Below are 25830 nucleotides of genomic sequence, written 5' to 3'. Positions count from 1 at the left end.
GATTAGGGTTTTTTTTCAAATGCTAAAATCAAGTGTTTCACAATAAGTCAAGTAGCGTTTCACGCTTCGAAGCGGTGGAGAATAGACATGCAGCGAAATCGCACGTTCGTGGAAAGGATTGCTTAGCTGATGAATTTGTCCGGCGGGTGCTTCGATACATTGTCCGGCTTGAATAAGGTTATCATGTTCGGTGAGGGGGTAGCCTTCTAAATCCAAGGTAAAGGTGGTATTGATAAGGGAGCCTTCGACTACATATGCCGTACCGATGGACAAACCATGGTTATGGATTGAGGTAGCCCGATTCGCTGGGATATGAATGACAATCACTTCTAGCTCCTTGCCGCTAAATACTACATTCCTGCCATAGGGAAGAAACGTTGGTTCCGTCATATACGTTGGGGTCGCTGCAAGTAGATTATCCAATGTGAGTATAGCTGCTTTCATTGTTTCAATCGTGGGTTCATTCAAATTACTGAAAGTCTGTTCAATGGCTTGGAGTAGTGGCATGGTTTTCGCCTCCTGTGGACAAATATCTCTTTAGTAATATCAGAAAATAATGGGATATTAATAAATTTTTTTGATATATGATATGCAGGATTAGGTGAATAGGTTTATTTACCTTGAAACCAATTATTGCTACAAACGAAATGGAGACACCTGTCTGCCGTCAATGTCGTAAAGCCATACTCTGTGGCAAGCGAGCCTGCCTCGAAAAGAAGACCTGTTTTTGCATGCACCTGTGGATCAGAGGCAAGCGCGACAACAGCTCGACCAATGTATTAGACCGATTCCGTTGCTTGAAGTCAGCGATCTTCATGAATTCAGGGTCGCCGTTTTTGAGCCCATAGTGCTTATACACGGCTTCCGTACGCATCCATCCAGGTGCAAGAGCAAGAGCCGTTACACCGATCTCATTTGCTTTGAGGTTGATTGACATCATGCGAGTCATATTTACAACTGCAAGCTTGACCGTGTCGTAAAACACATTAACAGGATAATTGCCGCCAATATCGGATTTGACACCCGTATTAATAATTAATCCGCGCTTCTGTTCAAGAAAAAGCTAGTCATGGCACAGCGGCTGGAAACCATTTGAGCGCGCAAGCCTGCTTGAAACATGTTGTCCCAATGCTTCATGGGCTGCTCCCAAAAAGGCGCCAAAAAATCCGTTTCTTCAATAATCGTTATCCGCTGCGAGGTCCAAATTCCGTATAAAGCGGCATGCCCATCTCACTTAGTTCCTGCAGATCGTGGTGCATCGTTCTTTCGGAAACGCCAAACTCATCTGCCATTTCTTTAACTGTGAACTGCATGCGCTCATTTACAGCCATCATGAGTTGAATTAAACGTTGTGTCTTATTCACTACAGTTGCCTCCAAATGGATGTGGATGGTTATTCGATACGGTTACACGATACCGCCCATGACTTCTTTCATCGTTGAAACAAAAGCTTCAGCTGCCTTGGAAATATATCTGCCTTTCTTATAGGCAATAACAAGCGTTCTCGCGGGGCGGCCCTCTAGAGGGAGATGAACGGGAGATAACTCGCTAAAGCTTCGTCTCGAGATCAGATATGGGACGAATGCGATGCCCATTCCAGCTGCGACAAGGGATTGCACCGTTTCCATATTGCTGGACTCAAACACAATATTCGGCGTGATGCCAGCGCGCTGACACAGTTCTAAGGTAAGCTTGCGGAATCCTTGGCCTTTTTTCAAAGCAATAAAGGCTTCTTTCTCCAATTGTTCGATGCGCACTGGCACTTTGCTTGCAGCTAATGGGTGCTGGGGGGGGACTGCGAGAACGATTTCTTCTTCCAGCAGCGTCTCATAAACAAGGGAGTCTTCCCGAAGTGGGAGCGAGAGCAAGCTGATATCGGTTTGACCATTGCTGGTAAGCGACTCAAGATTGGCTGAAGTTTCCTCGACAAGCGATATTTCGATATCCGGGTAGGTTGCTTGAAATACAGGTACGACGAACGGAAGGATCGTCGAGCCGGTAATTGGCATGCTGCCAACGACAAGCCGCCCTTTTTTCATTTGTGAAATGTCTTCCATCTCTTTCTTTAGCATCTCAACCATGTCAAGAATTTTTTGAGATTTTTCGACAAACAGAGAGCCTGCATGGGTAAGCTCAACGGAATTGGTGCTGCGCTGAAAGAGCAGAACACCGATCTCTTTCTCTAGCTTGGATAACTGCTGGCTAAGCGAAGGTTGGGCGATGTGCAGTTTCTCCGCAGCGCGTGAGAAATTGCGCTCCACAGCGATTTGGATGGCATATTGCAGCTGGCGTAATTCCATCGGTATAGGGTCTCCTTTTATATGAAGATCGTTTGCTTTATTGGTTGTACCTATGAACCTCCTCATTATAATACAAAACAGAGCTTTATTATATGAACACGCAATCAAATAACACCTTTAACCAATTTTGTTTTATAGGAAACTCCTATGAACCTTATAGTTATTATATCTTGGAACTATGACTTAATCCGTGCTAGTATACGTTATGAGGGTAATACAAGTAAGTATTTAAGAGCGGACAATGACAAGAGGTGACTGGATATGAGTAAAAAAACGATGTTCGAAAAGATTTGGGAAAATCACGTCATTCACCAGGAGGCTGGCAAGCCTAGCGTGATTTATATTGACTTGCAACTGGTGCATGAAGTTACTTCACCACAAGCATTCGAAGGTCTTCGTTTGTCGGGACGTAAAGTTCGCAGACCGGATCTGACTTTCGCAACGATGGATCATAATGTGCCAACGAAAGATCGCTTCAACATTACAGATCCGATTTCCAAACAACAGATCGATACGCTTTCTCAAAACTGCCGTGATTTCGGCGTTACGCTGTTCGATCTAGACAGCATTGATCAAGGTGTTGTTCACGTTATGGGGCCTGAGCTTGGTCTTACACACCCAGGCAAAACAATCGTTTGCGGCGATAGCCATACGTCTACGCACGGAGCTTTCGGCGCACTTGCATTTGGTATTGGTACGAGCGAAGTTGAACACGTACTTGCTACTCAAACGCTGCAGCAATCCAAAGCGAAAACATTGGAAGTTCGTATTAAAGGCAACCTGAAACCAGGCGTAACAGCTAAAGATTTGATTCTTGGCGTTATTGCCAAGTATGGTACTGACTTTGCGACTGGCTATGTTATTGAGTATACAGGTGAAGCAATCCGCGGTCTTTCCATGGAAGAGCGCATGACAGTTTGCAACATGTCCATTGAAGCCGGCGCAAGAGCAGGATTGATTGCTCCTGACGAAACGACATTCAACTACCTGCGTGGCCGTGAATATGTGCCGCAAGGCGCTGCCTTCGACGCTGCCGTACAACAGTGGAAACACTATGTAACCGACGAGGGAGCTTCCTACGACTGGACAGTCGATTTCGATGCGGATTCCTTGATTCCGCAAGTAACTTGGGGAACAAGCCCGGGTATGGGAACTAGCGTTACTTCATTGGTTCCAGATCCGCAAAGCTTCGAAACCGAAAACGAACGTAAAGCGGCTGAAAAAGCGCTTGAATATATGGATTTAGCACCAGGAACGCCAATGACTGAACTGAAAGTCGACTACGTCTTCATCGGTTCTTGTACAAATGGCCGGATTGAAGATCTCCGCGCAGCTGCCCAAATCGCACAAGGCTACAGTGTAGATCCTAGCGTAACGGCAATTGTCGTACCAGGCTCAGGCCGTGTCAAAATTCAAGCTGAAAAAGAAGGCTTGGACAAAATTTTCACAGCAGCTGGTTTTGAATGGCGCGATGCAGGTTGCTCGATGTGTCTGGCTATGAACCCTGACGTTCTGAAACCGGGACAACGCTGCGCATCCACATCCAACCGTAACTTCGAAGGCCGCCAAGGCCGCGGCGGACGTACGCATCTCGTATCTCCGGCAATGGCTGTAGCAGCTGCAATCAAAGGTCATTTCTTCGATGTGCGCGATTGGGAAATTAAAGAATACCAACAAGCATAACTACGGTTGATTATAGGTACCAGGTATAGTAAAGGAGAATGTCACTATGGAAGCTTTTAAACAACACACCGGCCTTGTAGGCCCGGTAGATCGTGTGAATGTAGATACAGATGCAATTATTCCTAAGCAATTTCTGAAAAGAATCGAGCGTTCCGGCTTTGGACAATTCCTTTTCTTCGAATGGAGATGGGATGAAGCGGGCAACGTAATCGAAAGCTTCCCATTAAACCAAGATCGTTACCAAGGAGCTTCCGTTCTGATCTCCAGAGCGAACTTCGGTTGTGGATCTTCCCGTGAACATGCGCCATGGGCGATCCAAGATTTCGGCTTTCGTGTTATCGTCGCTCCGTCCTATGCGGACATTTTTTACAACAACTGCTTCAAAAACGGTATTTTGCCGCTGAAGCTTTCTGAAGAGCAAGTGAATGACTTGTTTGAGCGCACAGCAAAATATGACGGCTATAAGCTGCATGTGGATTTGGAGAACAACAAGCTGTCTGACGATTACGGTCTAAGTATCGACTTTGAACTTGATGAGCACCGTCGCCAATTTTTGCTGCAAGGTTTGGATGACATTGGATTGACCCTTCAACATGCTGATAAAATTACAGCATACGAAGAAGCGCACCAACAACGTCTAGCTTATAAATAAGTTATATGCCAAATGAAAAGCGTGCTAATTGATGCATTCAATTAGCACGCTTTTTTGTCGTCTGCGGATGCAACTTTTGGCAGTTCTTCGCGTCTAATAGATTACTAGAATGTCGTTTGAACGGAGGTTTTGCTGTCGGTAATTTTACTATTTTGATATAATGAGAGAGCTGCTTCTAGATGCTGATTACTTCTTAATCCAATTATGACATTATTGATTGATTCCGACATTACATAGAGGTGAATGATGAGATTACCTGCTATTTTTTTGACGCTCGTTGTATTTATGTTGATTTTGCCTACATATGCTTTTGGTGCTGAAGCTTCCCCAAAGGCAATTAAGCTGTATATGAATGAAAAGCTGCTCCCATCTGTCGAAGTGCCGCCACGAATTGTAAACGGCAACACGATTGTGCCTGTGCGGATTATCGCTGAAGAAATTGGAGCTAAGGTTGCATGGGATGAAGCGACCCGTAAAGTGACGATTTCAAAAGGCGAGATGAATCTTCAACTCACGATCGATAGCAAGGTTGCTTTGAGTAAAGGCAAGAAGCAAACCTTGGAAGTAGCCCCTGTCATTACTGATGGGAGCACGATGCTGCCGCTTCGCTATGTCGGTGAACAACTTGGCGTCGAGTTCAACTGGGATGCGCTGACGAATTCTGTGCATATGTTTAAAAAAGATGACTCGACGTCTCTACCAGTCACCGCTCCGCCGGATGATAACGATCAAGAAGATAAACCTCGAGGCGAAGTCAAGCCGCCAGCGACAGTCACACCTACGCCGCCTGCAACGGGAACGAAGCCGCCTGCGGGAACAGGTTCGGAGGCAGGCAGTAAAACGCCTGATCCGAATGCACACTTGGTGACTTCAATTGAATTATCGGAGAAAGACATTATTGTCAAAGCAAAAGATGGCTCGCTTGCGCCGACGATGCTGAAGCTAGTGAACCCTAATCGAATCGTATTCGATTTTCCAAATACAGAACTAGATGAGTCACTCGCAAAGTTGTTAAACAATAATGCAGGCGAATTGCCGTCCAAGCATCCGCTTGTCCAAAAAGTTCGGTTTTCCAATTTTTCGGACAATCCGGCAACGGTTCGTATTATTTTGGATTTGAAGGAAACTGCCGACTATCGGGTTCAAACGACTAAACCATCGAATCAATGGATTGCGTCGATTGAAGAGCATCATTTGAGAGTTGTCATTGACGCTGGACACGGCGATCAGGATCCAGGTGCGTTATCTATAACTGGGAAGCATGAGAAGGATTTTACACTTGCAACAGCGAAGAAAGTAACGAAGCTTCTATCGCAGGACAAGCGTGTCGAGGTTTTAATGACTCGATCCGATGATACATTTGTTGAGCTGGACGATCGTGTCGCTTATGCGAATGAGAAACAAGTCGATCTTTTCCTGTCTATTCATGGCAATAGCGCCAAGGCTAGTGTTTCAGGGACAGAAACTTATTATAATCGGCCTGAAAGCTTATCATTTGCCAATGTTATTCACAAATATGTGGTTCCTGCAACGGGGTTCACCGATCGTAAAGTACGCGCAGCGGACTTCCGGGTCATTAAAAAAACGACGATGCCTGCTGTGCTAGTTGAAGTTGGCTATTTGTCCAATAAAAACGATGAAGCCGCCATGTACAATGAAGCTTTTCAGGATAAAGTAGCTGCCTCTTTCGTAACTGCGATTAAAGAATACCTGAACCTCAAATAAGCTTCAAACAACGAGATCGGCTTTCCAAGAGAAAGCTCAGCAATGAATATGAAGCAAGTTTTCTAACGGAAAACGCTAAGGAGTGAATGAGATGACAAAAACAAGTCGCCTAATTCAAGGGGCGCTTCTTGTAAGTGCCATCACGTTAACGGTAGCTGGTTGCGGCCAGAAGGTAGCGTTGATCGGTGGGGCTACTCCACAACCGACGATGAATACCGAGGCGCCAGTCGTTCAAAGTCCGCAGCCTGCTGCGACACCAACGGCTGATGCAATGAAGCATCAAAAGGTAAAGGCCTATTACAGCGATCAAGATGAGATGAAATTAGTCGAAAAAGAAGTTGAAATCAGCTATAAACTGGATGGCACCCCTTATGAAGCCGCGTTAAACGTACTTACAAAGAGCGATGATGCTAAGGCACTTACTTTATTTGATGATATGAAATTTACATCAGTTGCTTTTGACAAAGCCAAAGGAGAACTCAAGATTGACCTCAAGTTTGGCCCGAAAACGCAAATGGGAGCGCCTGGCGAAGAATTATTTCTGCAAGCCTTGAAGAAAACAGTTTTCCAATTTCCCGAAGTGAAGTCGCTATTTGTACTCAAGGATGGGAAACAAGTGGAAAGCTTAATGGGACATCTCGAGCTTCCTTTTCCAATCAAAAGATCGAATGAATCCAACTAGAAGAGGAGTTTATACAAAAGATGAGAAACAGAAAATTAGCAAGCGCTATTCTTAGTTCTTTGATCGTGACTAGCCTAGCCGCAACGCCGGCTTTTGCAGAGTCTACCAACAATACATCATCTTCAAATTTAGGTTTAGTCAAGCTATCTTTTCCTGATGTAAGTTCAAATTATTGGGGGATTCGTCACATTTCCAAACTTGCTCTGGAAGGCATTATTGAAGGTTATGAGGATGGTGCGTATAGGGCTGAAAACTCAGTCACACAGCAAGAAGTTCTTGTTATGGCAGTAAGAATGATGGGGCTTGACGATGAAGTTAAGGCCATGACCGCTTCTACGGTTTTCCCTGATTTTATGCAAGTGGATTCTTTCTTCAGAAACTATGTGGCGGTTGCCCTTCAAAAGGGACTGATTACTAACGAGGAAGAAAAATCGAGAGCGCAAGGCGACACGTCTAAAGAGAAGTGGGGCCAGAAGAAGGCGACTAGAGAATGGGTAGCAGAGGTTGTGATCCGTGCCATTGGCAAAGCTTCGCTTGCTCAAAGCATGTCATCTTCACCAAGCGCATTCACAGATAACAGCGCAATAAGCTATTCTGCCTTAGGCTATGTGAATTCGGCTGTCGCTTTGCAAATTGTTAATGGATTTGAAGATGGCTCTTTTCAGCCGAAAGGTGCGGTAACACGCGCTCAAATGGCGGCATTCCTGAGTCGCTCACAGAAAGAACTAGACACCCTTCCATCTCGTGTAGTAAAAGGGTATTTAACCAGCTTGACGAGTGGCACGATCGGCATCATGGATAAAGACGGAAATACAAGTACATATAAACTATCCACAAACGCATCTTTTTACGGAAAAAAAGATGATAATCCGATTGCTTCCAACACGATTCAAGAAACATATGAAGTTTCTATTGTACAAGTGAATGGAACGGCCTATTATGTTGAAGTTTTAAATGATGAACTGCAAATGGACATTCATGAGGGGAAATTATTAAAGCTTAACATGACTTCCATGAAAGCAACGCTGGATGATTATGAAAGCTATGATCTTGCTTCCGATGTTACGGTTACAGATGCGGACGGCAGAGGCCTTAGCCTTGCTTCCATCGTTGATGGAAGTACGATTCAAATTAGGAAGAGTAAAATTGTTAAAGGAGATAAATTTACTTCCATCGTTGTTAAACAAGTTCCAGTGAATAAGACGGCTACTGGCTCCATTCAAGTATTGAATAAAGATGCCATGCAGATCACAGTTCTTGATGGAACTTCAGGACAGCCTGAAACGTTCGGCTTCTCAAGCAATCTGATCGCCACATTGCCTGATAATAGTTTGATTGACATCAATTCCTTACATGTGGGAGATTCGGTCGAATATACGGTGAAAAATAGTGAAATCATTAAGGTCTTAGTTAAAAAACAGGCAGATGTTGGCACAAGTGTAGAAGGCACACTTAAAGCGCTAAGTGATGATAAAACGTACCTTACGATTACCAAAACAGCAGGAGGACAATTAGCCTCGTATCTTCTCGGCGACAATGTGCAGGTGAATGTCAGCGGCCTGACCAATGCCAGTATTTATGATATATCTCCTGGGGATCAGTTGAAATTGGATGTTATGAACAATAAAGTGACACAAATTAGTGTAACGAACCGCTCGATTGAGAACTTATACTTTGCTAAAATTATTTCCTACGATCAAACAACGAAGATTTTGACGGTAAAAGATAATTCCGGTGTCCCGCATGCATACCAGTTAACGGAAAGTATGACCATTATGTATGCAGGGATGAAGCTGCCATTCGCTAATTTCGCGACTACATTTACAACAGGTAAATATGTCGATTTGCTTGTATCCAAAAATAATGTGACGCAAATCCAAATGTCGACGCAGCTAGACGGTACTTTGACACAGCTGAATCTAACGACTAGCGATATTACTTTGAAAACAGATAGTGGACAAAGTTTAAGCTTTAAGCTTACTTATGCGCCCGTAGTTGAAGTCGCTAATAAACCAAACAGCACGCTATCTGATTTGAAGGTTGGCGAGAATATTAGTCTCATTCTGAGCTTCGATCAAACGATCGTAACGAAGCTTGTGACGAGCAAGACGGCGTTGTATAAAATGGTTCTAGGTAATGTACTAGGCAAACAAATTACGGTTTCGGACGAAGCAAACGTGACTAGTGTCGTTAGCCTTGACGGAGTGCCGATTATTAAAGAAGATCAGAGTACAGGCGCAATGACTGATTTTGTGACGGATGAGTATGTGAAGCTTACGTTCAAAGGGCTTACGGTTGTGAAAGCGGAACTTATTAATGCGATTCGCGGCAAAGTGACGGCTATAGACGCTGCGAGCGCAAGCTTAACTGTTCAGGATTTCTCCGGCAAGAGCCAAGTCATTAATGCAGGCAGTAATTATGTGGTAAAAGTGAATGGCGGGGGGACGATGAACTTCTCTTCCATCAAAGTAGGCGATCGCGTGCAAGTGATGAAGGATGCCAGTGGTAAGCAAACGATTCAAGTTGCCGCAGCAACAAAGAGAGAATTCGCAAGTTACAATAACATTGTGAATCAGATGAGTTTTAAAGCAACACTAGGCAGCGACAAAACAACTTATAACCTGTTCCCTAGAGCCTATTATCATAAAGGTGCTGACGGATTAACGGCTTCCTCCTTCCAAGCTGGCGATATTCTGATGGTTTACGTGCTGGACGATAAAATTGTTGAGCTTGATAAGCAGTAATTTTTGAACAAATAATGGAAATGATCCGTCTGTTTGATTAGGAGCATGTCTCTTTCATGCAGACGGTTCGTTTTTTGTTGGCTGAATAAAAAAAATATGTAACTTTTATAAAATGTTCGCATTTTGACGCTTTCAAGCATTGATTCTACCGCTACAATTCGCTACACTGGAGAATATTACGCCGTAAGGAAGAATTAATATGACACAGAAGTTGGTTAGGCACATTTTAGATACGATTGGCGAGTTGTTCCCGGATGCGCATTGCGAGCTTCATCACAGCAATCCGTTTGAATTGACCATTGCTGTGCTTTTGTCCGCACAGTGTACTGACGAAACCGTTAATAAGGTCACGCAATCCTTGTTTCAGAAATATAAGCGTCCTGAAGATTATTTGGCCGTTCCTCTCGAGGAACTGGAGCAGGATATTCGCCGAATAGGTTTGTTTCGGAATAAGGCGAATAACATCCAAAAATTATGTCAGTTGCTGCTGGACAAGTTTGAAGGTGAAATTCCGGAGAAGCATGAACAATTAGTCGAGCTGCCAGGCGTAGGGCGCAAGACTGCAAATGTCGTCGTATCGAACGCTTTTGGCGTACCTGCAATTGCGGTGGATACTCATGTTGAGCGTGTTTCCAAAAGACTCGGTCTTGTGGGAGCAGAAGATTCCGTGCTTGAAGTTGAGAAAAAGCTGATGAAGAAGGTTCCACGCGAAGAATGGACGCAGACTCATCATCGACTGATCTTTTTTGGCCGGTATCACTGCAAAGCACAGAATCCGCAGTGTGACGTTTGTCCGCTGTTGGACAATTGCCGAGAGGGCAAAAAGCGTATGAAAACAAGTAAAACTAGGAAAACTATTACAAGCAAATGATATGCAAACAAAGGATGGGATGGAAATGAAATGCATCGCCGTATACACCAACAGTTTCGAATTGTTCTCTGATATCTATGAGCAAGTGATTAATACGCCACTTAAAGAAAATGAAGAAAAAGTTATCGAAGGTGTAACCGTCAGCGAATCCGGTGAGGTTCCACAAAACTACATAGACAAAATGAAAGCGAAGCCAGAAGTCGTTGTTATGAAAGATAAAGATTCGGACATCACGATTTTGCAACATCGCGATGTGTTTGAAATCTTTTTGCCAGAAAACGAAAAAGTGGTTATGTCCTAAATCTCCCTTGCGGAGATTTTTTTCTGCCACGACATTCAAATGTGGAGAAAGTCTGTTTATGGCTAGTCTAGCTGGGGGAGATTGACGATGAATGAATTATTAGATGCAAGCTTGGTGGGTATGCCGGGTGCGATAAAAGAGATGCAGGTCGTACTACACCGAGCCGGAGATGGGGATAACGCGAGCAAGCTCGGGCAGTTGCTCGATAAAATAAGTTCGGAACGAATGAATATTGCCTTTTGCGGACATTTCTCAGCAGGAAAATCCACGCTTATTAATCAGCTCTGCGGACATGGTTTGCTGCCGTCCAGTCCTATTCCCACAAGTGCGAATATTGTTAGCATTCGGAATGGAAAGCCTGGCGCTCATGTTACACATCGTGAAAAAGAAACAAGTGTGGAAATGTCCGGTAACCGAACAAGGCAGAAGACGATAGCTCTCGAGGAGCTGGAGGCATACTGCGTCAACGGTACGGATATTGAAACGGTTGAGATTACGTATCCAATCCCCTTCCTGGGCGAGCATTCTGCATTGCTGGATACTCCGGGGATTGATTCTACCGACGATGCTCATCATCAGTCAACCGAATCTGCGCTGCATTTAGCGGATGTCGTTGTTTATGTGATGGATTATAATCACGTGCAGTCCGAGGTGAATCTTGCGTTCACGAAAAAGATGAAAGAGTGGGGCAAACCGCTTTATTTAGTTGTGAATATGATTGATAAGCATAAAGAATGGGAGCTGCCTTTTAGCCAATATCAAGAGGGGACTAAGCAAGCTTTCCATAGCTGGGGAATTGAACCGGATGGTTTGCTGTATGTCACTATGAAAGAGCCGGGTCATCCGCATAATGAGTATGCTAAACTGCGATGGCTGTTAAACGGCCTTATTGAGCGCGGCGAAAGCCTGCGTAGTTATAGCATTGACGCATCAGCGCGGTATCTGGCGACTGAGCACGGCAAATGGCTGGCTGAGCAAAATGAACCGCAGAAGGCGGAGCTCATGGAGCAAATTAGCCAAGATGGCGACGTGCAGGCAGTGCAAGAACAAGCGAATACGAAGCAGCACGAGCAGCAGGAGCTAAGGGAGCTGCCGGAGGTGTTTACTGCAGCTGTGCGTAAAGAAATTGGCGTCATCATTGAGAATGCCAATATTACGCCAGCCTTGACCCGGGATCAGGCTCAACTCTATTTGGAGAGCCGCAAGCCGGGGTTCAAGGTTGGTTTCTTCTCGCGTGCCGCACAGACGCTAGCGGAGACGGAGAAACGGCTGCTGGCGTTTCAGGCGGATCTCGCCGAGCAAGTGGAAGCCCAGCTCGACTGGCATCTGCGCGATGCCCTTAAGAAGGCTGCTCAGCAGCAAGGGCTGCATAATCCTTCTCTGATTGCGCAGATTGAAGCTCTTAAGGTCGATGTGACGCCGGAATGGCTGGCGGCACAAGTACATGCAGGCGCAGTGTTCGGGGGCGAATACACGCTTAACTATACCAAACAGGTCGCAGCCGATTTGAAGCAGCAGTACCGCAAACAGGCGTTTGTGGTCATTGATGAACTCGCGGCTGCGGTCCGCGAGCGATCCCAGCAAGCGGCTGACGTGCTGGCTGGGGAGCTGGCGGCGCTGAATGAGCGTCTCAGCGCCTGCCAAGAACTGCAGCGGCTCGTGGAAGCCGAGGCCGCTGCGCAGGCTGAACTGCTGCAAATGGCCAGCTGGCGGAAGCCGCTTCCGCCGGCGCTGCCTGATTTGCTGCAGTTCACGGCCATGGAGGAGCTTGAAGCAGCTCCGCTGCATGTGACCTCCATGGGCACGATCCTGCAGGCCGCTGCTACGGCAGTGGCAGCCGCTGGAAGTTCATCTGCTGCCACAGTGGAGGCAGCGGCAACGCCTTCCGTGTTCACTTCGGGTGAACACGTGGGGCGCATGGAGCGCAAGGCCGCCGCTCTGCAAGCGGCCTCGACCCTCATCGACGGCTTGCCGTCGATGAAGTCGATCGCGCGCTCCATGCGCGGCAAGGCAGAACGTCTGCGTGAGCGGACGTTCACTATTGCGCTGTTCGGCGCGTTTAGCGCCGGGAAATCCTCGTTCGCCAATGCGCTTATTGGCGAACGAGTTTTGCCGGTGTCGCCGAACCCGACAACGGCGGCGATCAATAAGATCATGCCGCCGCAGGAAGGCTGGCCGCATGGGACGGCCAAGGTCAAAATGAAAGCTGCGGATGCCATCCAGCAGGATGTTTTGTACTCTTTGGAGCTGCTTGGGGTACAAGCTTCAGATATGTCGGCTGCTCTGAAGCGCATAAGCGCCTTGTCTCCGGCCGATGTGACAGCCAAGGGGAAGCCTCACTATTCATTCTTGAAGGCTGTAGAGAAGGGCTGGTCATCAGCGGAGAGTCATCTTGGCACCGAACTCAAAATTACGAAAGATGAATTCCCGGCCTATGTGGCGGATGAATCTAAATCCTGCTTTGTCGAATTTATTGAATTGTATTATGCAAATCATTTAACTGAACAAGGTATTATTTTTGTTGATACGCCAGGAGCCGATTCAATTAATGCTCGCCATACAGGCGTAGCGTTTAATTATATAAAGAACGCTGATGCGATTCTTTTCGTTACGTATTATAACCATGCTTTTTCGCAAGCCGACAGGGAGTTCCTGTTGCAGCTTGGACGTGTGAAAGACAGCTTTGAAATGGATAAAATGTTTTTTATCGTCAATGCGGCGGATTTGGCATCAAGTGCAGATGAGCTGGAAGGTGTAGTCAAGCATGTGGAAAACAACCTGGTGCAGCATGGCATCCGGAATCCGCGCATATATCCCATCTCCAGCTATTTAGCTGCGGAAGGAAAGATAACGGGGAACGAAGCTTTGGTTACGCAATCGGGCATTCGTCCATTTGAACAAGATTTTGTTCAATTTACGTTTAACGAACTAAGCGATGTCGCGATTCACGCGGCTAATCTGGAGCTGAGTCGCGCTATTCAGACGATGCAGCAATGGATGGAGCGAGCGCAAACGGGGGAAGAGCAGCGAAAACAACAAATAGCTGATCTTCAAAGAGATGAGCAAGTAGGGGTACAGCTTCTCCAGGAGAGCGATTTTGCACCGGAATTAAAAGAAATGAAAAAAGAAATTCAAGAACTCTTGTACTACGTGAAACAGAGAACGATGTTCCGTTTCGGCGAGCTGTATAATTATGCATTTAATCCTTCGACCTTCCGCGAAGAAGCGCGGGATCCGAAGCAAGCCTTGCAGTCGGCTTGGGGCGAGTTGCTGCGCATGATCGTTTTCGATTTATCCCAGGAAGTGCTGGCGACTACACTCCGAGTAGAAAATAAATTGAATGTGTTTAGCGGCAATCGAGCTCGTCGTTGGGAAGCGCAGCTTTCGGAACTGATCGAAGGATTCGAGTGCGGCTCCTATGAAACGAACCAATTTGGAACGCCTGAGGTTACACCCAAGCTGGAAGTGGCAGATGTGTCTTTGAAGCTGCTGCAAAGTTATTTTAAAAACGCGAAGCAGTTTTTTGAGGGTGATGGCAAAAGCAAGCTAAGAACGGAATTGGAAAGCCGAATCACTGCCCCAGTTTCTGCTTTAATTGAAGAACAAACTTCGGAGCTTGAAGTGGCGTATGCCGAACAATTGGAAACATGGCTTGTGAATTTGCGAAATAACATGCTGCAGCAACTGAGCGAGCATACGCAAGGTAATCTCGATGCGCTGCAAATGAAGATCGATCTGAATGAACTGATCGATATCCAGCATCAATTAAAGGCTCTTGTTAATTAATAAGAAGAGGGCTGTCCCCATCAAGGGGGGCGGTCCTTTTTGTTCAGAATGGTTAAATCCTTTACAGAATTAAAGCGTTAAGGATACTCTCTCAAATAGAATAAGAAAGTATATGTCGTCAAGTTCATGTGCGCGACGAGCTCGCAGCGCTGAGAGGTTCCGCACGCATCGTGTGGTACGAGCATTGACAGGATGGACGTTGAAAATCTGAAAGTGCCAAAGCGGGTTTGGATCATTGAAATGTCGCGTCAATCTGAGATAGATCGTCTTTTTGCATGTGTGAGCGGAACGTTGATGCCTTATGAGGCAGTATTTTCGGTTGTAGAGACATTTCGCGGAACTACTGTGCGTTATGAGCAGGAAATGCTGGGTTCTAGGCACGTTTTCGCTCATTTAACGCACCCTAGTTCCTCTTCAGGGGGAGAAAAGAGGCGTTGCCGTGGAATAAGGTATCGTAGTTCCGTCAATATCGTTGTGCATGGGGAAAAGGCGGTCCGGCAGTACCCTTTCGGTTTTTTGCGAAGCTTGCGGAGGCTAAATGTACCCTGAATCTTACTCCTACAGGGACGTTCATGCGCAGGAATACAGGATGGAAGACAGGTTAATTAAAAAAGAGAAGAAGAAGGCAACTCAAAGATGAACAGAGGGAATGGGTTCGGGGGAAAACCATCCCCATGCCTCGACGTATGGATTAAGATAAGGACCTGAGGCGCAGCCTCAGGTCCTTGTCTTAATCATCCTTGCATCATTGGACGGAATTTGCCATTTTCTGAAGATCCTCTAAAGCAATCGTAGGCGAGGACGTGGATATCGTGTAAAGGATGGTATGGTTGTTCTGATTCTCAATCCATTGCAAGGATTGTAAGTAGCCGTTCTCACTCGAGAAATTGTTATCATTCGCGACATAATAACCCGCCGTTTGATTGCGAAGATTTACGGGTTCGGCTTTCGCCTGTTCATTGATCATTCCTTTTATTTGAATATTTCCATCCGTTTGGGGAAAGATTTGATACCTGATTTCAAGCTGTTGAGATGCATGATTGCGGTAAATGAGCCCGGGACTGTCTAAAGAAGATAGAGCTGGCCGATTGTCCGGTGTTTTTTCCCAAGTGATGCCAGAAGAACCCTTCTGAGATTTCTTGCTTAATTTGCTTTCATAGGACTTTGCTTCATCTGGAGAGTAAACACCGATCCAATTTTGTAATTGTCCAGCGGCAAACGAATATCCTTCTGGCAGATCGGTAGGCATTTTGAGCGTTGGATAAATGGCTTCGACAGCTGCCTTCCATTCATTCAGTACGTTGTATTGGACGGGTTGCTGGACAAGCAAAAGAGCAGGCACTTGACGTTCAGCTAGTGGTCGTAAGTAGACAAATGCGGATTGCTTGTCAGCTAATTGACTCTTTACTTGCTGCAGTTCGTTGTAGATCGCCACGGATTCACTATGGCTAAGATCTATGGCGGATTCTTTGCTTACCTGTAGCTGGACGCCCTTGCCATTCAAACTATAAAGCAGTTGTGATGCATAGGCCGCACCTGAAAGCAGAAGCATGGATGCGAGCGCTAAAATAACAATTTTTCGTTTGCTGCCTTGGAAGAGGGAGAAGGGACGTTTCCTTCCTGTATCTTCCGATCGAACTGCTTGGTTATCGACGATATTTGTATGAAATAGTTGTTCGATTTTTGCATCCAGTTGCTTGGGAGGGTGCAATTGATCTGTAACTTGCTTAAACGCTGTTTTTAGTTGTTGCTGAGTAGACATGTGGGGAATCCTCCTTCATGGATTGAAATGTAAAGCTGTGAGCCGAAAGGCGAAGCTTCTCCAAAGCATTATGATGTCTGGATTTGGCCGTACCGACGGGAATTTCTAAGATGTCAGCAATTTCCTCAAAAGAACATTCTTGATAGTAACGCAATACCAACACACTTCTGTGTTTATAGGAGAGCACTTGTAACAACTGAAAGAGTTCATTTTTGCTTTCTTGGCGCATGAAGATTTCTTCGGAGCCAGGTTCTTTTTCGTGATTTTCCAATAGCTTGCTTCGTTCGAATAATCGCCATTTGCGCCACAATTTTCGGTTCCAGCTACGGCATTGTCTGACGATAATGCCGTTTAGCCAACCGCGAAAAGCCCATCTGGCATCGTATTTGGGGATCGATCGAAACAGCTCTGCATAAACCTCGCTGACCACATCGCAAATATCGTTTTTGTTTGTCATCAGCAGAGTTACGGTGCGATATACTTGCTCACGGCTTTCGTTATATACGCGGCGAAAAGCGTCCTGATCGCCTTGACTCATCCGTTGCAAGGATTGTTGCCATTCTTGTTCTGTCATGGGCGGCCGGCCTCCTGTTTGGTTATTTCGTACTATCTTGGTCCGGTTCCTGAAAAAAGTTCAGTATTAGGTTTCGTGATCTTTTTTAGAAATCCTTGCCGAGAGAACGCTATTTAGTATGCGTTTATATGTAAGGGCTTACATTTTAGGGTATCGGGATGATTTCCAAGAATAGGGCGGATTCTTGCTAGTTTTTGTGAATTTATGGTCATTTAATCGTTTAAATCCTCGTATCCTGGCTTCGGCCGAGAGAATTTTCGAATATATCGATGAAAAGCCAACGGTTGCCGAGCTGCCCGGAGCCAGAGAACTTCCTAGCATTGTAGGTCATGTTGCATTTGAGAATATTGTGTTCGAATATGAAGCAGGCCGACCGGCACTTAAGGGCATCAATCTGGATGTACAGGCAGGGCAATCCATAGCCTTAGTCGGCCATACGGGTTCAGGCAAAAGCACCATTATGAACCTGTTGTGCCGCTTCTATGACCCTGTAGAAGGACGCGTGCTTATCGATGGTCAAAATATTCGCGAAGTGACGATTCAAAGTCTCCGTTCGCAAATCGGCATCGTGTTGCAAGATACGTTTATTTTCTCGGGCACCATTCGCGACAATATTCGTTTCGGCCGTCTCGATGCGACGGATGAGGAAGTCGAGCAAGCGGCAAAAGCCGTTCACGCGCATGACTTTATTATGGGTTTGCCGCAAGGCTATGAAATGGAAGTGCAGGAGCGCGGCAATGTGCTTTCTATGGGACAGCGGCAACTGACTTCGTTTGCTAGAGCTTTACTCGCGAATCCGCAAGTGCTTATCCTAGATGAGGCAACGGCAAGTATCGATACGGAGACCGAGCTGAAGATTCAGGAAGCGCTCAAAACACTGCTCGCTGGCCGAACCTCTTTCATTGTCGCTCACAGGCTATCCACAATTCGGGGCGCAGATAAAATCATCGTGCTTGATCACGGAAGTATGATGGAAAGCGGCAATCATGAAGAATTGATGCAAGAGAAGAAAATTTACTATGGCTTGATACAAGCCCAGTACAAATTTTTGCAGGATGCCGGTTAGGAATAAAAGCTGCTTGAACGCGATTTGCGCTCAGGCAGTTTTTTTTGTTCGCAGGAACTGTAGAGATATCAAGTTTGCAATATCAACCAAGAAGCTATAATCTTATAGTGAATTATGCCATTATTCGCAGGAGGGGACTCGCTTGAGATCATCTCGCTTTATCTGGGGAGCTATCGGCCTTACGGCTTCGATATCGACGATTGTTTTTGCAGTAGGCTTTGCCTATGCAGCGAATCAAATTTGGTTTCCGAAAGCATCGGGAGACCTTGCTATTTCAACTACAGCGCCAAAGAAAGAAACTGTGATTGAAGCGAAAAGTAAACTGCAAATTGTGGCGCTTGGCGACTCGCTCACTGCAGGAACAGGCGACAACACAGGCAAAGGCTATGTAGGACGAGTCCGGGAAAAACTCGAGCTCCAAAGCGGAAAGCCGGTTTTTGTGTTGAATAATTTGGCGATTCCTGGATACAAAAGCGATCAGTTGCTTACGGACTTGGCTTTGAAGAAAACTCAGGATGCGCTGGCGCAAGCCGATATCGTGCTTTTAACGATTGGGGGCAATGACCTTTTCGCTGGCGGGGAAGACATGTTTAAAGGCGAGAAGCAGGAATTCAATCCGGACGCTGCGCTTAAACGGATTGATCCTGCTTTAGAGAGGGTAGATCAAGTGCTGAAAGCCATTAACAAGGCCAATCCGAACGCCGTTATCATGTATGTCGGACTCTATCATCCTTTTTTGGATCTTGATCCTAATCGCGAAGGTTCACTCATTGTGCAGCGCTGGAACAACCGCGTTTTTGAAATGAGCAATGTCTACCCGAATATGGTCATTGTTCCCACCTATGATCTGTTTGAGCAAAATTTGATTAAATATTTGTCAGCTGCCGATCATTTTCATCCTAATGGAGATGGTTATGAGCGCATAGCTGACCGCATTGTGCAAATTTTGAGGTAGGGGAGGAGTCGCTCACATGGCACAGATTGCCAATGAAACTCGGACTGTATTATCCGTGAAAAATGTCAAGAAATCCATTAAAAATAAAGAGATTATTAAGGGCATTTCGTTCGATGTCTATGCCGGAGAAATTTTCGGTTTCCTTGGGCCTAACGGATCGGGTAAAACGACGACCATTCGGATGCTCGTTGATTTGATTCGCCCGACTGAAGGGTCTATACATATCTGCGGGTATGATGTTCACAGGGAGCATGATCAAGCGCTTCGGCATGTGGGCTGTATCGTAGAAAACCCGGAGCTCTACTCATATTTGACAGGCTGGGAGAACCTGGAGCATTTCGCCGGTATGCTGCCTGACGTGGATGAGAAACGAATTGCTGAGGTTGTGGAGATTGTTTCCATGGATGGGCGCATTCATGATAAAGTTCGCACATATTCGCTTGGTATGCGGCAGCGGCTGGGGATCGCGCAAGCACTTCTTGGACGGCCAAGTTTATTGATTTTGGACGAGCCGACCAATGGCCTCGACCCACAGGGAATCAAAGAAATGAGAGAGTTTATCCAACGATTAGCCGAGGGCGGGCTAAGTTTATTCGTGTCCAGCCATTTGTTAAGTGAAATTCAGCAAATGTGCGATCGCGTCGCGATTATAAGCCACGGCGAAGTTATTAAAGTCGGCTCTGTCGAAGAGCTTGTCGCAAAAGGCGGTAAAGTAGTGTGGTCTGTTGTACCCGCTGAGCTTGCTGAACAAGTGTTTCTTGCTTCTCCTTACGTAACGGACATCGAGGAGATTTCGCAGGAAAACAGTCATGCAACCGAGCGATCCGTTAAGCAAATCGTAACTCATATGAATCAGGAGTATGTTCCGCAAATAACTCGGCAATTAGTAGAAGCAGGAATTAACCTCTACGCTGTAGAAATCAAAAACCCAACGCTGGAAGAATTGTTCTTGAGCCTAACCGAAGGTGAGAAAATCGAATAGGGGAGGGTGATGGAATTGAATAGTATATATCCGCTTGTGAAAAATGAATGCATCAAAATGATGAAGAAGAAGCGATTCTATGTCATTTTACTTATTCTGCTTGCCTTAATTCCTATGTTTACTTACGCGCAAATGCGAGTCGCACAGAATACGCAGAAGCAATTCGGAACCACGGATTGGAAAGCCGATCAAAGGCAGAAAATTGCGGATTGGGAAAAACGTCTCAGCTCTGCACGCACACCGGATGAATGGAAGCAGCAGTTACAAGTGCAAATACAGATCGCCAATTATTATTTGGAAAAAGACGTGGATCCAAGTTCACCTAATGCGGTGACTTTTACTCGCGAATTTGTCAAAAATGCGGTAGGTTTATTTATTCCGCTCATCATCATGGTCATTTCTGCCGATATCGTATCATCGGAGCATTCTACGGGGACTATTAAATTATTGTTGACAAGACCGGTCAGGCGTTGGAAAATCCTAATGAGTAAATTAATTACGGTTGTGTTCTTTACTTCATTGACGGTTTTGTCCACAGCGGTGCTTTGTTACTTGATTTCAGGCGTTGTTTTCGGATATAACGGATGGACGATGCCCGTTTTTACTGGCATTCAATTAACAGGCACAGAGGTGGATTTCAGCCTTGTCCGAGCGGTGGATCAATGGTTCTTCTTGCTCATGGAACTTGGTTTGGTCTGGTTCTCCGCGCTGGTTGTAGCCTTGATGTCGCTTATGCTTTCTGTGCTGATTCGCTCGACAGCGGCTGGCATGGGTGTTATGCTCGCGGTATTAATCTCTGGGACAATCCTTTCTAATATGGTATCCTCATGGGAAACAGCCAAATATTTGTTCATGGTCAATTTAGACCTCACGAAATATTTGACCGGTGGGCTTCCGCCGATCAAGGGGATGGATTTAACGTTTTCTCTTAGTGTTTTATCGATATGGGCGATCGCTTCCTTAATCGTTTCATTCTCTGTATTTACACGTAAAGATGTTTTAAATTAATGATGTGTTTAGTTTAAAAGGAGGGCTTCGATGACCGAGCAGCTAGAATTATTTGCGAATGGAAATGCCCCGGCTTCGGAATATAATGCAGATGACATTCAAGTGCTGGAAGGCCTTGTTGCGGTGCGGAAGAGACCGGGTATGTACATCGGCAGCACCAGCACGTCAGGCTTGCACCATTTGATCTGGGAGATCGTGGATAATGCGGTTGACGAACATCTCGCCAAGCATTGTTCTAAAATCAGTGTGACCATTCATAAAGACCAATCGATCACCGTTCAGGATAACGGCAGAGGAATTCCAACCGGGATGCATAAAACAGGGGTTCCTACTCCGCAGGTCGTGTTCACGATTCTGCACGCTGGGGGGAAATTCGGCGGTGCGGGATATAAAAAGTCAGGCGGGCTTCACGGTGTAGGCGCTTCCGTGACGAATGCACTGTCAGAGTGGCTGGAAGTAGAGGTATACCGAGACAGTAAAATCCACAAAATGCGCTTCGAGTACTGGGTGGACGATTCCGGCATCGAGCATGTTGGAGAGCCAGTTACAGGACTCGAGGTGATCGGCAACACGAATCGGACAGGCACGAAAGTAACATTTAAACCCGATAAACGTGTTTTTCAAAGCGGTACAACGATTAATTACGACACACTATCTGAGCGTCTGCAGGAAATTGCTTTCTTGAATTCCGGTTTGCTAGTTAATTTGAAGGATGACCGGACGGATAAGCAGGAATCGTTCCAATACGAAGGCGGAGCGAGCCAGTTTGTCGAATTTCTGAATGAAGAAAAGACCGTTCTGCATCCCGTCATTCATTTCGCTTCAGAGAAAGATGAAATTGAAGTGGAAGTCGCTCTTCAGTATAATGACGGCTACACGGAGACGATTGCTTCTTTCGTGAACTCGATCCCGACACGAGGCGGGGGCACGCATGAAACCGGTTTTAAAACCGCATACACTCGTGTCATGAATGAATATGCCCGTAAAGCAGCGCTTCTCAAAGAAAAAGATAAGAACTTGGACGGTACGGATCTCCGCGAAGGCATGATGGTCGTGATCAATATCAAAATGGGTGACGTAGAGTTTGTCGGTCAGACGAAAGACCAGCTCGGCAGTGCTGTTGCCCGAAGCGTAGTCGATGCGATTGTTTCGGATAAAATGGCCGTGTTTCTTGAGGAAAACCCGCAAATCGCACAAATGATGTTGAAAAAGGCTGTGCAAGCATCGAAAGCGCGTGAAGCTGCGCGTAAAGCCCGTGAGGAAATCCGTAACGGCAAAAAAGGGAAGAGCGAAAGTTCCAATTTGAACGGAAAGCTGACACCTGCACAGTCCAAAGATTTGCAGCGCAATGAATTGTTCATTGTGGAGGGCGATTCAGCTGGCGGTTCGGCTAAGCAAGGACGCGACTCGAAACATCAAGCGATTCTTCCGCTCAAAGGGAAGCCAATGAATCCTGAGAAAGCGAAGCTTCTCGACATCTTGAAGAATGATGAGTATAAGGCGATTATTTCCGCAATTGGCGCTGGCGTTGGCCCGGAATTCGAGTCCGATGAAACGAATTACGGTAAAATTATTATTATGACGGATGCGGATACGGACGGCGCGCATATTCAAGTGCTGCTGTTAACATTCTTCTATCGTTACATGAAACCTTTAATTGATTCCGGTAAAGTGTATATTGCACAGCCTCCGCTGTATAAAGTGACGAAAAAAGGTGGGAAAAGCACTGCACATCGTTATGCCTGGACGGACGATCAGCTGCAATCGGTGATGAAGGAATTCGGAAAAAACAGCGAGCTGCAACGTTATAAAGGACTCGGGGAGATGAACCCGGAGCAGCTGTGGGAAACAACGATGGATCCGGAAACACGCATCTTGCTCCAAGTCCAGATCGAAGATGCGGCCAAAGCAGAGCGGCGCGTAACGACATTAATGGGTGATAAAGTAGATCCTCGTAAACGATGGATTATGGAAAATGTCGATTTTACCGAATATGTAGAGTAGACCAAAAAGAGTGGTGACTGAAGGTTGAGTATGTTAGAACAGTTTTTGCCTGCTTTTCTGGAGGAGGTCGTTGGCGATCGCTTCGGCCGTTATTCCAAATATATTATTCAGGATCGCGCGATTCCTGACGTTAGAGACGGTTTGAAGCCTGTACAAAGGCGCATTCTGTATGCCATGTATGATTCAGGAAATACACATGATAAACCGTACCGCAAATCGGCGAAAACCGTCGGTGACGTGATGGGGAATTATCACCCGCATGGTGATGCTTCGATTTACGATGGCATGGTGCGCATGGCCCAGCCATGGAAAATGGCCCATACGCTAGTCGACGGTCATGGCAACTGGGGTTCCATCGACGATGACCCGCCGGCGGCAATGCGTTATACCGAGGCGCGATTGTCGGAAATTGCGATGGAGATGCTGCGCGACATAGAGAAGCGTACGGTTATGTTCAAAGACAATTTCGATAATTCGACCAAGGAGCCTGTGGTGCTTCCTGCTCGTTATCCGAATTTGCTTGTTAATGGGGTAAGCGGGATTTCTGCCGGATTCGCCACTGAAATTCCTCCGCACAATTTGCGTGAAGTCATCGATGCGTGTATTGCGATGATTGATAAGCCAGAAATCACCATGGAAGAGATCATGACGATTGTTAAAGGACCCGACTTTCCTACGGGCGGAATCATCATGGGCGATGAAGGCATACGCGATGCTTACCGAACTGGAAAAGGCCGGATTTACATAAGGTCGAAAACGGCCATTGAGGACATGCGCGGCGGCAGACAGCAAATTGTCATTACCGAAATTCCTTATCAAGTGGTCAAAGCCCGCCTAGTCACAGCGATGGAAAATATTCGTCTGGAGAAAAAGGTAGAAGGTATCGCAGAAGTACGTGATGAAAGCGGCAGGAACGGTCTGCGGATCGTGGTTGAATTAAAAAAAGAAGCGGATGCTCAAGGCATCCTGGCTTATTTGCTCAAGAAGACAGATCTCCAAGTGGCCTACAATTTCAACATGGTCGCTATCGTCAATAAAGCGCCGCGCCAGCTTGGCTTCAAAGAGATTCTCGAAGCATATATCGAGCATCAGAAGGAAGTTGTTACGCACCGTTCTCAATATGAGTTGGAGAAAGCCGAGGATCGTGCTCACGTGTTGGAAGGGCTTGTCAAGGCGCTGAATATCCTGGATGAGGTGATCGCAACGATCAAAGCGTCCAAGAACCGTCAGGATGCGCAGAACAACCTCGTAGCGAAGTTTGGATTCTCGGAGCGTCAAGCAGATGCGATTCTCGTCTTACAACTTTATCGCTTAACCAATCTTGAGATCACTACTTTGGAGAAAGAGCTTCGCGATGTGGAGAAGACAATTGCTTACTTACGCGGAATTCTAGGCAGCTTGAAGAAGCTTCTCGGTGTGATCAAGGATGAGATTGGCGATATTCGCAAAAAATACGGCATTGACCGCCGTTCCGACATTCAAGGTGAGGTCGAAGAGCTCAAAGTGAATCTGGAGGTCATGGTAACCCCGGAAGACGTTCTGGTAACGTTGTCTAACGAGGGCTATCTGAAGAGAACAAGCAAATTGTCCTTCACGCGATCCGGCGGAGAGCTTGAAAACACCGGATTGAAGGAAGGCGACTATGTGCGCTTCCTGCTTGACGTGAATACGATTGAGAATATGTTGATCTTCACGAAGAAAGGCCAGTACTACCTGCTGCCTGTCCATCAAGTGCCTGAGTACAAGTGGAAAGAAAACGGAACCGCAATCGTGAATGTGATACCTATTGCGAAGGAAGACCGCATCGTTAGCGTAATTCCTGTCAAAGGATTTGATGATCCGGGAAAATCACTCGTTTTCGTTACGCGAAAAGGGCAAGTGAAGCGAACGGAGCTAAAAGAGTACATGACGAACCGTTCAAACGGAATCGTTGCTTGTAAGCTGGGCGAACAAGATGAAGTGCTGCAAGTGTATTTAAGCGACAATTCGAAGGAAATACTGCTAGTTACGAAGCAGGGAATGAGTATCCGGTTCCGCGAAGAGGAAGTGAATCCTATGGGTCGAGCCGCCGCAGGAGTTCGCGGCATTCAGCTCAAGGAAGACGATGAGGTCGTCTCGGCGGAATGGATCTATGGCGATGAGGGAGAAGTGCTCGTCATCTCGGATCTAGGCTATGCCAAACGCTCGCTAGTGGTTGATTATCCGATTCAAGGACGTGGAGGCAAAGGCATTCTTACCTTTGAATTTAAGGAAGGCAAGCGGGTAAGGCCGAATGGTTCGGCATTAATTCGTACCTTTATTGTGAAAATGGATTATACGATAACTGCCATTATGAGCAATGGAGAAAAACTTCGCTTTTCAACGGAGACGGCACCTCTGGAAGATCGCAAATCGCAAGGCAAGCAGTTAGTGCCTGTGTCGAAAACGGAATCCATTCTAGATATTCTACGGTTTCCTCAATCGTAGGAGATCGAAGGCGGATCCAGTTTATCAATGAGTTGAAACGCAATTTCCAATAAGACCCACAGGGGCATGGGTTCGTCTAATCGATCCAGCCACTGCGGGTCTTTTAATATGCCAGACTCCAGTGCCTTTTTGCCAAGTTCCAGCTTCCAAGCTTCCAACGGGAATCACTCCTTTGTGAAAATCGATACGAGCCTATTGCGCTTACGCCACAGTATATGACAGGAGAAGCCTATGTGTTCATGAAATGACAAGACTCCCATTGAAGGCTC

19 protein-coding genes and 2 pseudogenes are annotated in these 25830 nt (G+C 46.2%); 14 read left to right on the top strand and 7 right to left on the bottom strand.

The features are described 5' to 3' along the window. Positions 1–15 precede the first annotated feature (15 nt). The 4 genes and pseudogenes from ABRS97_RS07015 to ABRS97_RS07000 all read right to left on the bottom strand — a co-directional run bounded on the left by ABRS97_RS07015 (position 16) and on the right by ABRS97_RS07000 (position 2300). Complete coding sequence (locus ABRS97_RS07015; protein WP_367812349.1) at positions 16–507, bottom strand: cysteine dioxygenase; 492 nt, start codon at positions 505–507, stop codon at positions 16–18. A 160-nt stretch (positions 508–667) separates the two neighbouring features. After that, entirely contained in the window at positions 668–949 is a 282-nt protein-coding gene (locus ABRS97_RS07010; protein ID WP_367812347.1) for a hypothetical protein, read from the bottom strand. Positions 950–1187: 238 nt separating this feature from the next. Further along, positions 1188–1364: pseudogene (locus tag ABRS97_RS07005) on the bottom strand (helix-turn-helix transcriptional regulator); the annotation flags it as partial. A gap of 42 nt (positions 1365–1406) precedes the next feature. Then, a complete protein-coding gene (locus tag ABRS97_RS07000; RefSeq protein ID WP_367812343.1) occupies positions 1407–2300 on the bottom strand; it encodes a LysR family transcriptional regulator in 894 nt (297 codons plus the stop codon). 261 nt (positions 2301–2561) lie between these two features. On the opposite strand from ABRS97_RS07000, the gene leuC reads away from it, so the two are divergent. The 8 genes from leuC to ABRS97_RS06960 all read left to right on the top strand — a co-directional run bounded on the left by leuC (position 2562) and on the right by ABRS97_RS06960 (position 14744). Beyond that, on the top strand, positions 2562–3983 hold the full coding sequence (gene leuC, locus ABRS97_RS06995; RefSeq protein ID WP_367812341.1) for a 3-isopropylmalate dehydratase large subunit: 1422 nt from the start codon (positions 2562–2564) through the stop codon (positions 3981–3983). A gap of 46 nt (positions 3984–4029) precedes the next feature. Continuing rightward, positions 4030–4635: a 3-isopropylmalate dehydratase small subunit gene (gene leuD / locus ABRS97_RS06990; RefSeq protein ID WP_367812339.1), complete on the top strand. Its 606-nt coding sequence runs from the start codon at positions 4030–4032 to the stop codon at positions 4633–4635. Positions 4636–4878: 243 nt separating this feature from the next. Continuing rightward, on the top strand, positions 4879–6360 hold the full coding sequence (locus ABRS97_RS06985) for an N-acetylmuramoyl-L-alanine amidase family protein (protein ID WP_367812337.1): 1482 nt from the start codon (positions 4879–4881) through the stop codon (positions 6358–6360). A gap of 91 nt (positions 6361–6451) precedes the next feature. Further along, positions 6452–7042 carry a GerMN domain-containing protein gene (locus tag ABRS97_RS06980; protein WP_367812335.1) on the top strand — a complete coding sequence of 197 codons (591 nt, stop codon included), beginning with the start codon at positions 6452–6454 and terminating at the stop codon, positions 7040–7042. Positions 7043–7062: 20 nt separating this feature from the next. After that, entirely contained in the window at positions 7063–9786 is a 2724-nt protein-coding gene (locus ABRS97_RS06975) for an S-layer homology domain-containing protein (RefSeq protein WP_367812333.1), read from the top strand. A 199-nt stretch (positions 9787–9985) separates the two neighbouring features. Continuing rightward, positions 9986–10657 carry an endonuclease III gene (gene nth, locus ABRS97_RS06970; RefSeq protein ID WP_367812331.1) on the top strand — a complete coding sequence of 224 codons (672 nt, stop codon included), beginning with the start codon at positions 9986–9988 and terminating at the stop codon, positions 10655–10657. A gap of 25 nt (positions 10658–10682) precedes the next feature. Then, positions 10683–10958, top strand: a complete 276-nt coding sequence (locus tag ABRS97_RS06965) for an NAD/NADP transhydrogenase alpha subunit (RefSeq protein ID WP_367812329.1) — start codon at positions 10683–10685, stop codon at positions 10956–10958. A gap of 87 nt (positions 10959–11045) precedes the next feature. Further along, entirely contained in the window at positions 11046–14744 is a 3699-nt protein-coding gene (locus ABRS97_RS06960) for a dynamin family protein (protein WP_367812327.1), read from the top strand. Between the two features lie 745 nt (positions 14745–15489). On the opposite strand, the gene ABRS97_RS06955 is transcribed toward ABRS97_RS06960, so the two are convergent. Together ABRS97_RS06955 and ABRS97_RS06950 are read right to left on the bottom strand one after the other, a co-directional pair. Continuing rightward, positions 15490–16506, bottom strand: coding sequence for a hypothetical protein (locus tag ABRS97_RS06955; protein WP_367812325.1), 1017 nt, complete (start codon positions 16504–16506; stop codon positions 15490–15492). Further along, positions 16472–17080, bottom strand: a complete 609-nt coding sequence (locus ABRS97_RS06950; protein ID WP_367812323.1) for a sigma-70 family RNA polymerase sigma factor — start codon at positions 17078–17080, stop codon at positions 16472–16474. The genes ABRS97_RS06955 and ABRS97_RS06950 overlap by 35 nt, the downstream gene beginning before the upstream one ends. 235 nt (positions 17081–17315) lie before the next feature. Here ABRS97_RS06950 and ABRS97_RS06945 point away from each other — a divergent pair. The 6 genes and pseudogenes from ABRS97_RS06945 to gyrA form a co-directional block, all read left to right on the top strand. Next, positions 17316–18146, top strand: a pseudogene (locus ABRS97_RS06945) (ABC transporter ATP-binding protein); the annotation flags it as partial. 142 nt (positions 18147–18288) lie between these two features. Further along, the gene (locus ABRS97_RS06940; RefSeq protein WP_367812321.1) at positions 18289–19101 is read left to right on the top strand and encodes a GDSL-type esterase/lipase family protein; all 813 of its coding nucleotides are present in this window, start codon (positions 18289–18291) and stop codon (positions 19099–19101) included. A gap of 16 nt (positions 19102–19117) precedes the next feature. After that, on the top strand, positions 19118–20083 hold the full coding sequence (locus tag ABRS97_RS06935; RefSeq protein WP_367812319.1) for an ABC transporter ATP-binding protein: 966 nt from the start codon (positions 19118–19120) through the stop codon (positions 20081–20083). 15 nt (positions 20084–20098) lie between these two features. Beyond that, a complete protein-coding gene (locus ABRS97_RS06930) occupies positions 20099–21091 on the top strand; it encodes an ABC transporter permease (protein WP_367812317.1) in 993 nt (330 codons plus the stop codon). A 30-nt stretch (positions 21092–21121) separates the two neighbouring features. Further along, the gene (parE, locus tag ABRS97_RS06925; protein WP_367812315.1) at positions 21122–23095 is read left to right on the top strand and encodes a DNA topoisomerase IV subunit B; all 1974 of its coding nucleotides are present in this window, start codon (positions 21122–21124) and stop codon (positions 23093–23095) included. Between the two features lie 24 nt (positions 23096–23119). Next, the gene (gyrA, locus tag ABRS97_RS06920; RefSeq protein WP_367812313.1) at positions 23120–25561 is read left to right on the top strand and encodes a DNA gyrase subunit A; all 2442 of its coding nucleotides are present in this window, start codon (positions 23120–23122) and stop codon (positions 25559–25561) included. On the opposite strand, the gene ABRS97_RS06915 is transcribed toward gyrA, so the two are convergent. Further along, positions 25552–25719 (bottom strand): hypothetical protein, encoded by a 168-nt coding sequence (locus ABRS97_RS06915; protein WP_367812311.1) that lies wholly within the window; start codon positions 25717–25719, stop codon positions 25552–25554. The genes gyrA and ABRS97_RS06915 overlap by 10 nt on opposite strands. Positions 25720–25830 lie beyond the last annotated feature (111 nt).

The organism is Paenibacillus tabacirhizosphaerae, assembly GCF_040812395.1.
Taxonomy (GTDB): Bacteria; Bacillota; Bacilli; order Paenibacillales; family NBRC-103111; genus Paenibacillus_E.
This window is presented reverse-complemented; position numbering and strand designations above follow the sequence as displayed.

Coding starts and splice junctions, on each gene's coding strand:
- ABRS97_RS07015 (WP_367812349.1), bottom strand. CDS start 507: ATGCCACTACTCCAAGCCATTGAACAGACTTTCAGTAATTTGAATGAA.
- ABRS97_RS07010 (WP_367812347.1), bottom strand. CDS start 949: ATGACTCGCATGATGTCAATCAACCTCAAAGCAAATGAGATCGGTGTA.
- ABRS97_RS07000 (WP_367812343.1), bottom strand. CDS start 2,300: ATGGAATTACGCCAGCTGCAATATGCCATCCAAATCGCTGTGGAGCGC.
- leuC (WP_367812341.1), top strand. CDS start 2,562: ATGAGTAAAAAAACGATGTTCGAAAAGATTTGGGAAAATCACGTCATT.
- leuD (WP_367812339.1), top strand. CDS start 4,030: ATGGAAGCTTTTAAACAACACACCGGCCTTGTAGGCCCGGTAGATCGT.
- ABRS97_RS06985 (WP_367812337.1), top strand. CDS start 4,879: ATGATGAGATTACCTGCTATTTTTTTGACGCTCGTTGTATTTATGTTG.
- ABRS97_RS06980 (WP_367812335.1), top strand. CDS start 6,452: ATGACAAAAACAAGTCGCCTAATTCAAGGGGCGCTTCTTGTAAGTGCC.
- ABRS97_RS06975 (WP_367812333.1), top strand. CDS start 7,063: ATGAGAAACAGAAAATTAGCAAGCGCTATTCTTAGTTCTTTGATCGTG.
- nth (WP_367812331.1), top strand. CDS start 9,986: ATGACACAGAAGTTGGTTAGGCACATTTTAGATACGATTGGCGAGTTG.
- ABRS97_RS06965 (WP_367812329.1), top strand. CDS start 10,683: ATGAAATGCATCGCCGTATACACCAACAGTTTCGAATTGTTCTCTGAT.
- ABRS97_RS06960 (WP_367812327.1), top strand. CDS start 11,046: ATGAATGAATTATTAGATGCAAGCTTGGTGGGTATGCCGGGTGCGATA.
- ABRS97_RS06955 (WP_367812325.1), bottom strand. CDS start 16,506: ATGTCTACTCAGCAACAACTAAAAACAGCGTTTAAGCAAGTTACAGAT.
- ABRS97_RS06950 (WP_367812323.1), bottom strand. CDS start 17,080: ATGACAGAACAAGAATGGCAACAATCCTTGCAACGGATGAGTCAAGGC.
- ABRS97_RS06935 (WP_367812319.1), top strand. CDS start 19,118: ATGGCACAGATTGCCAATGAAACTCGGACTGTATTATCCGTGAAAAAT.
- parE (WP_367812315.1), top strand. CDS start 21,122: ATGACCGAGCAGCTAGAATTATTTGCGAATGGAAATGCCCCGGCTTCG.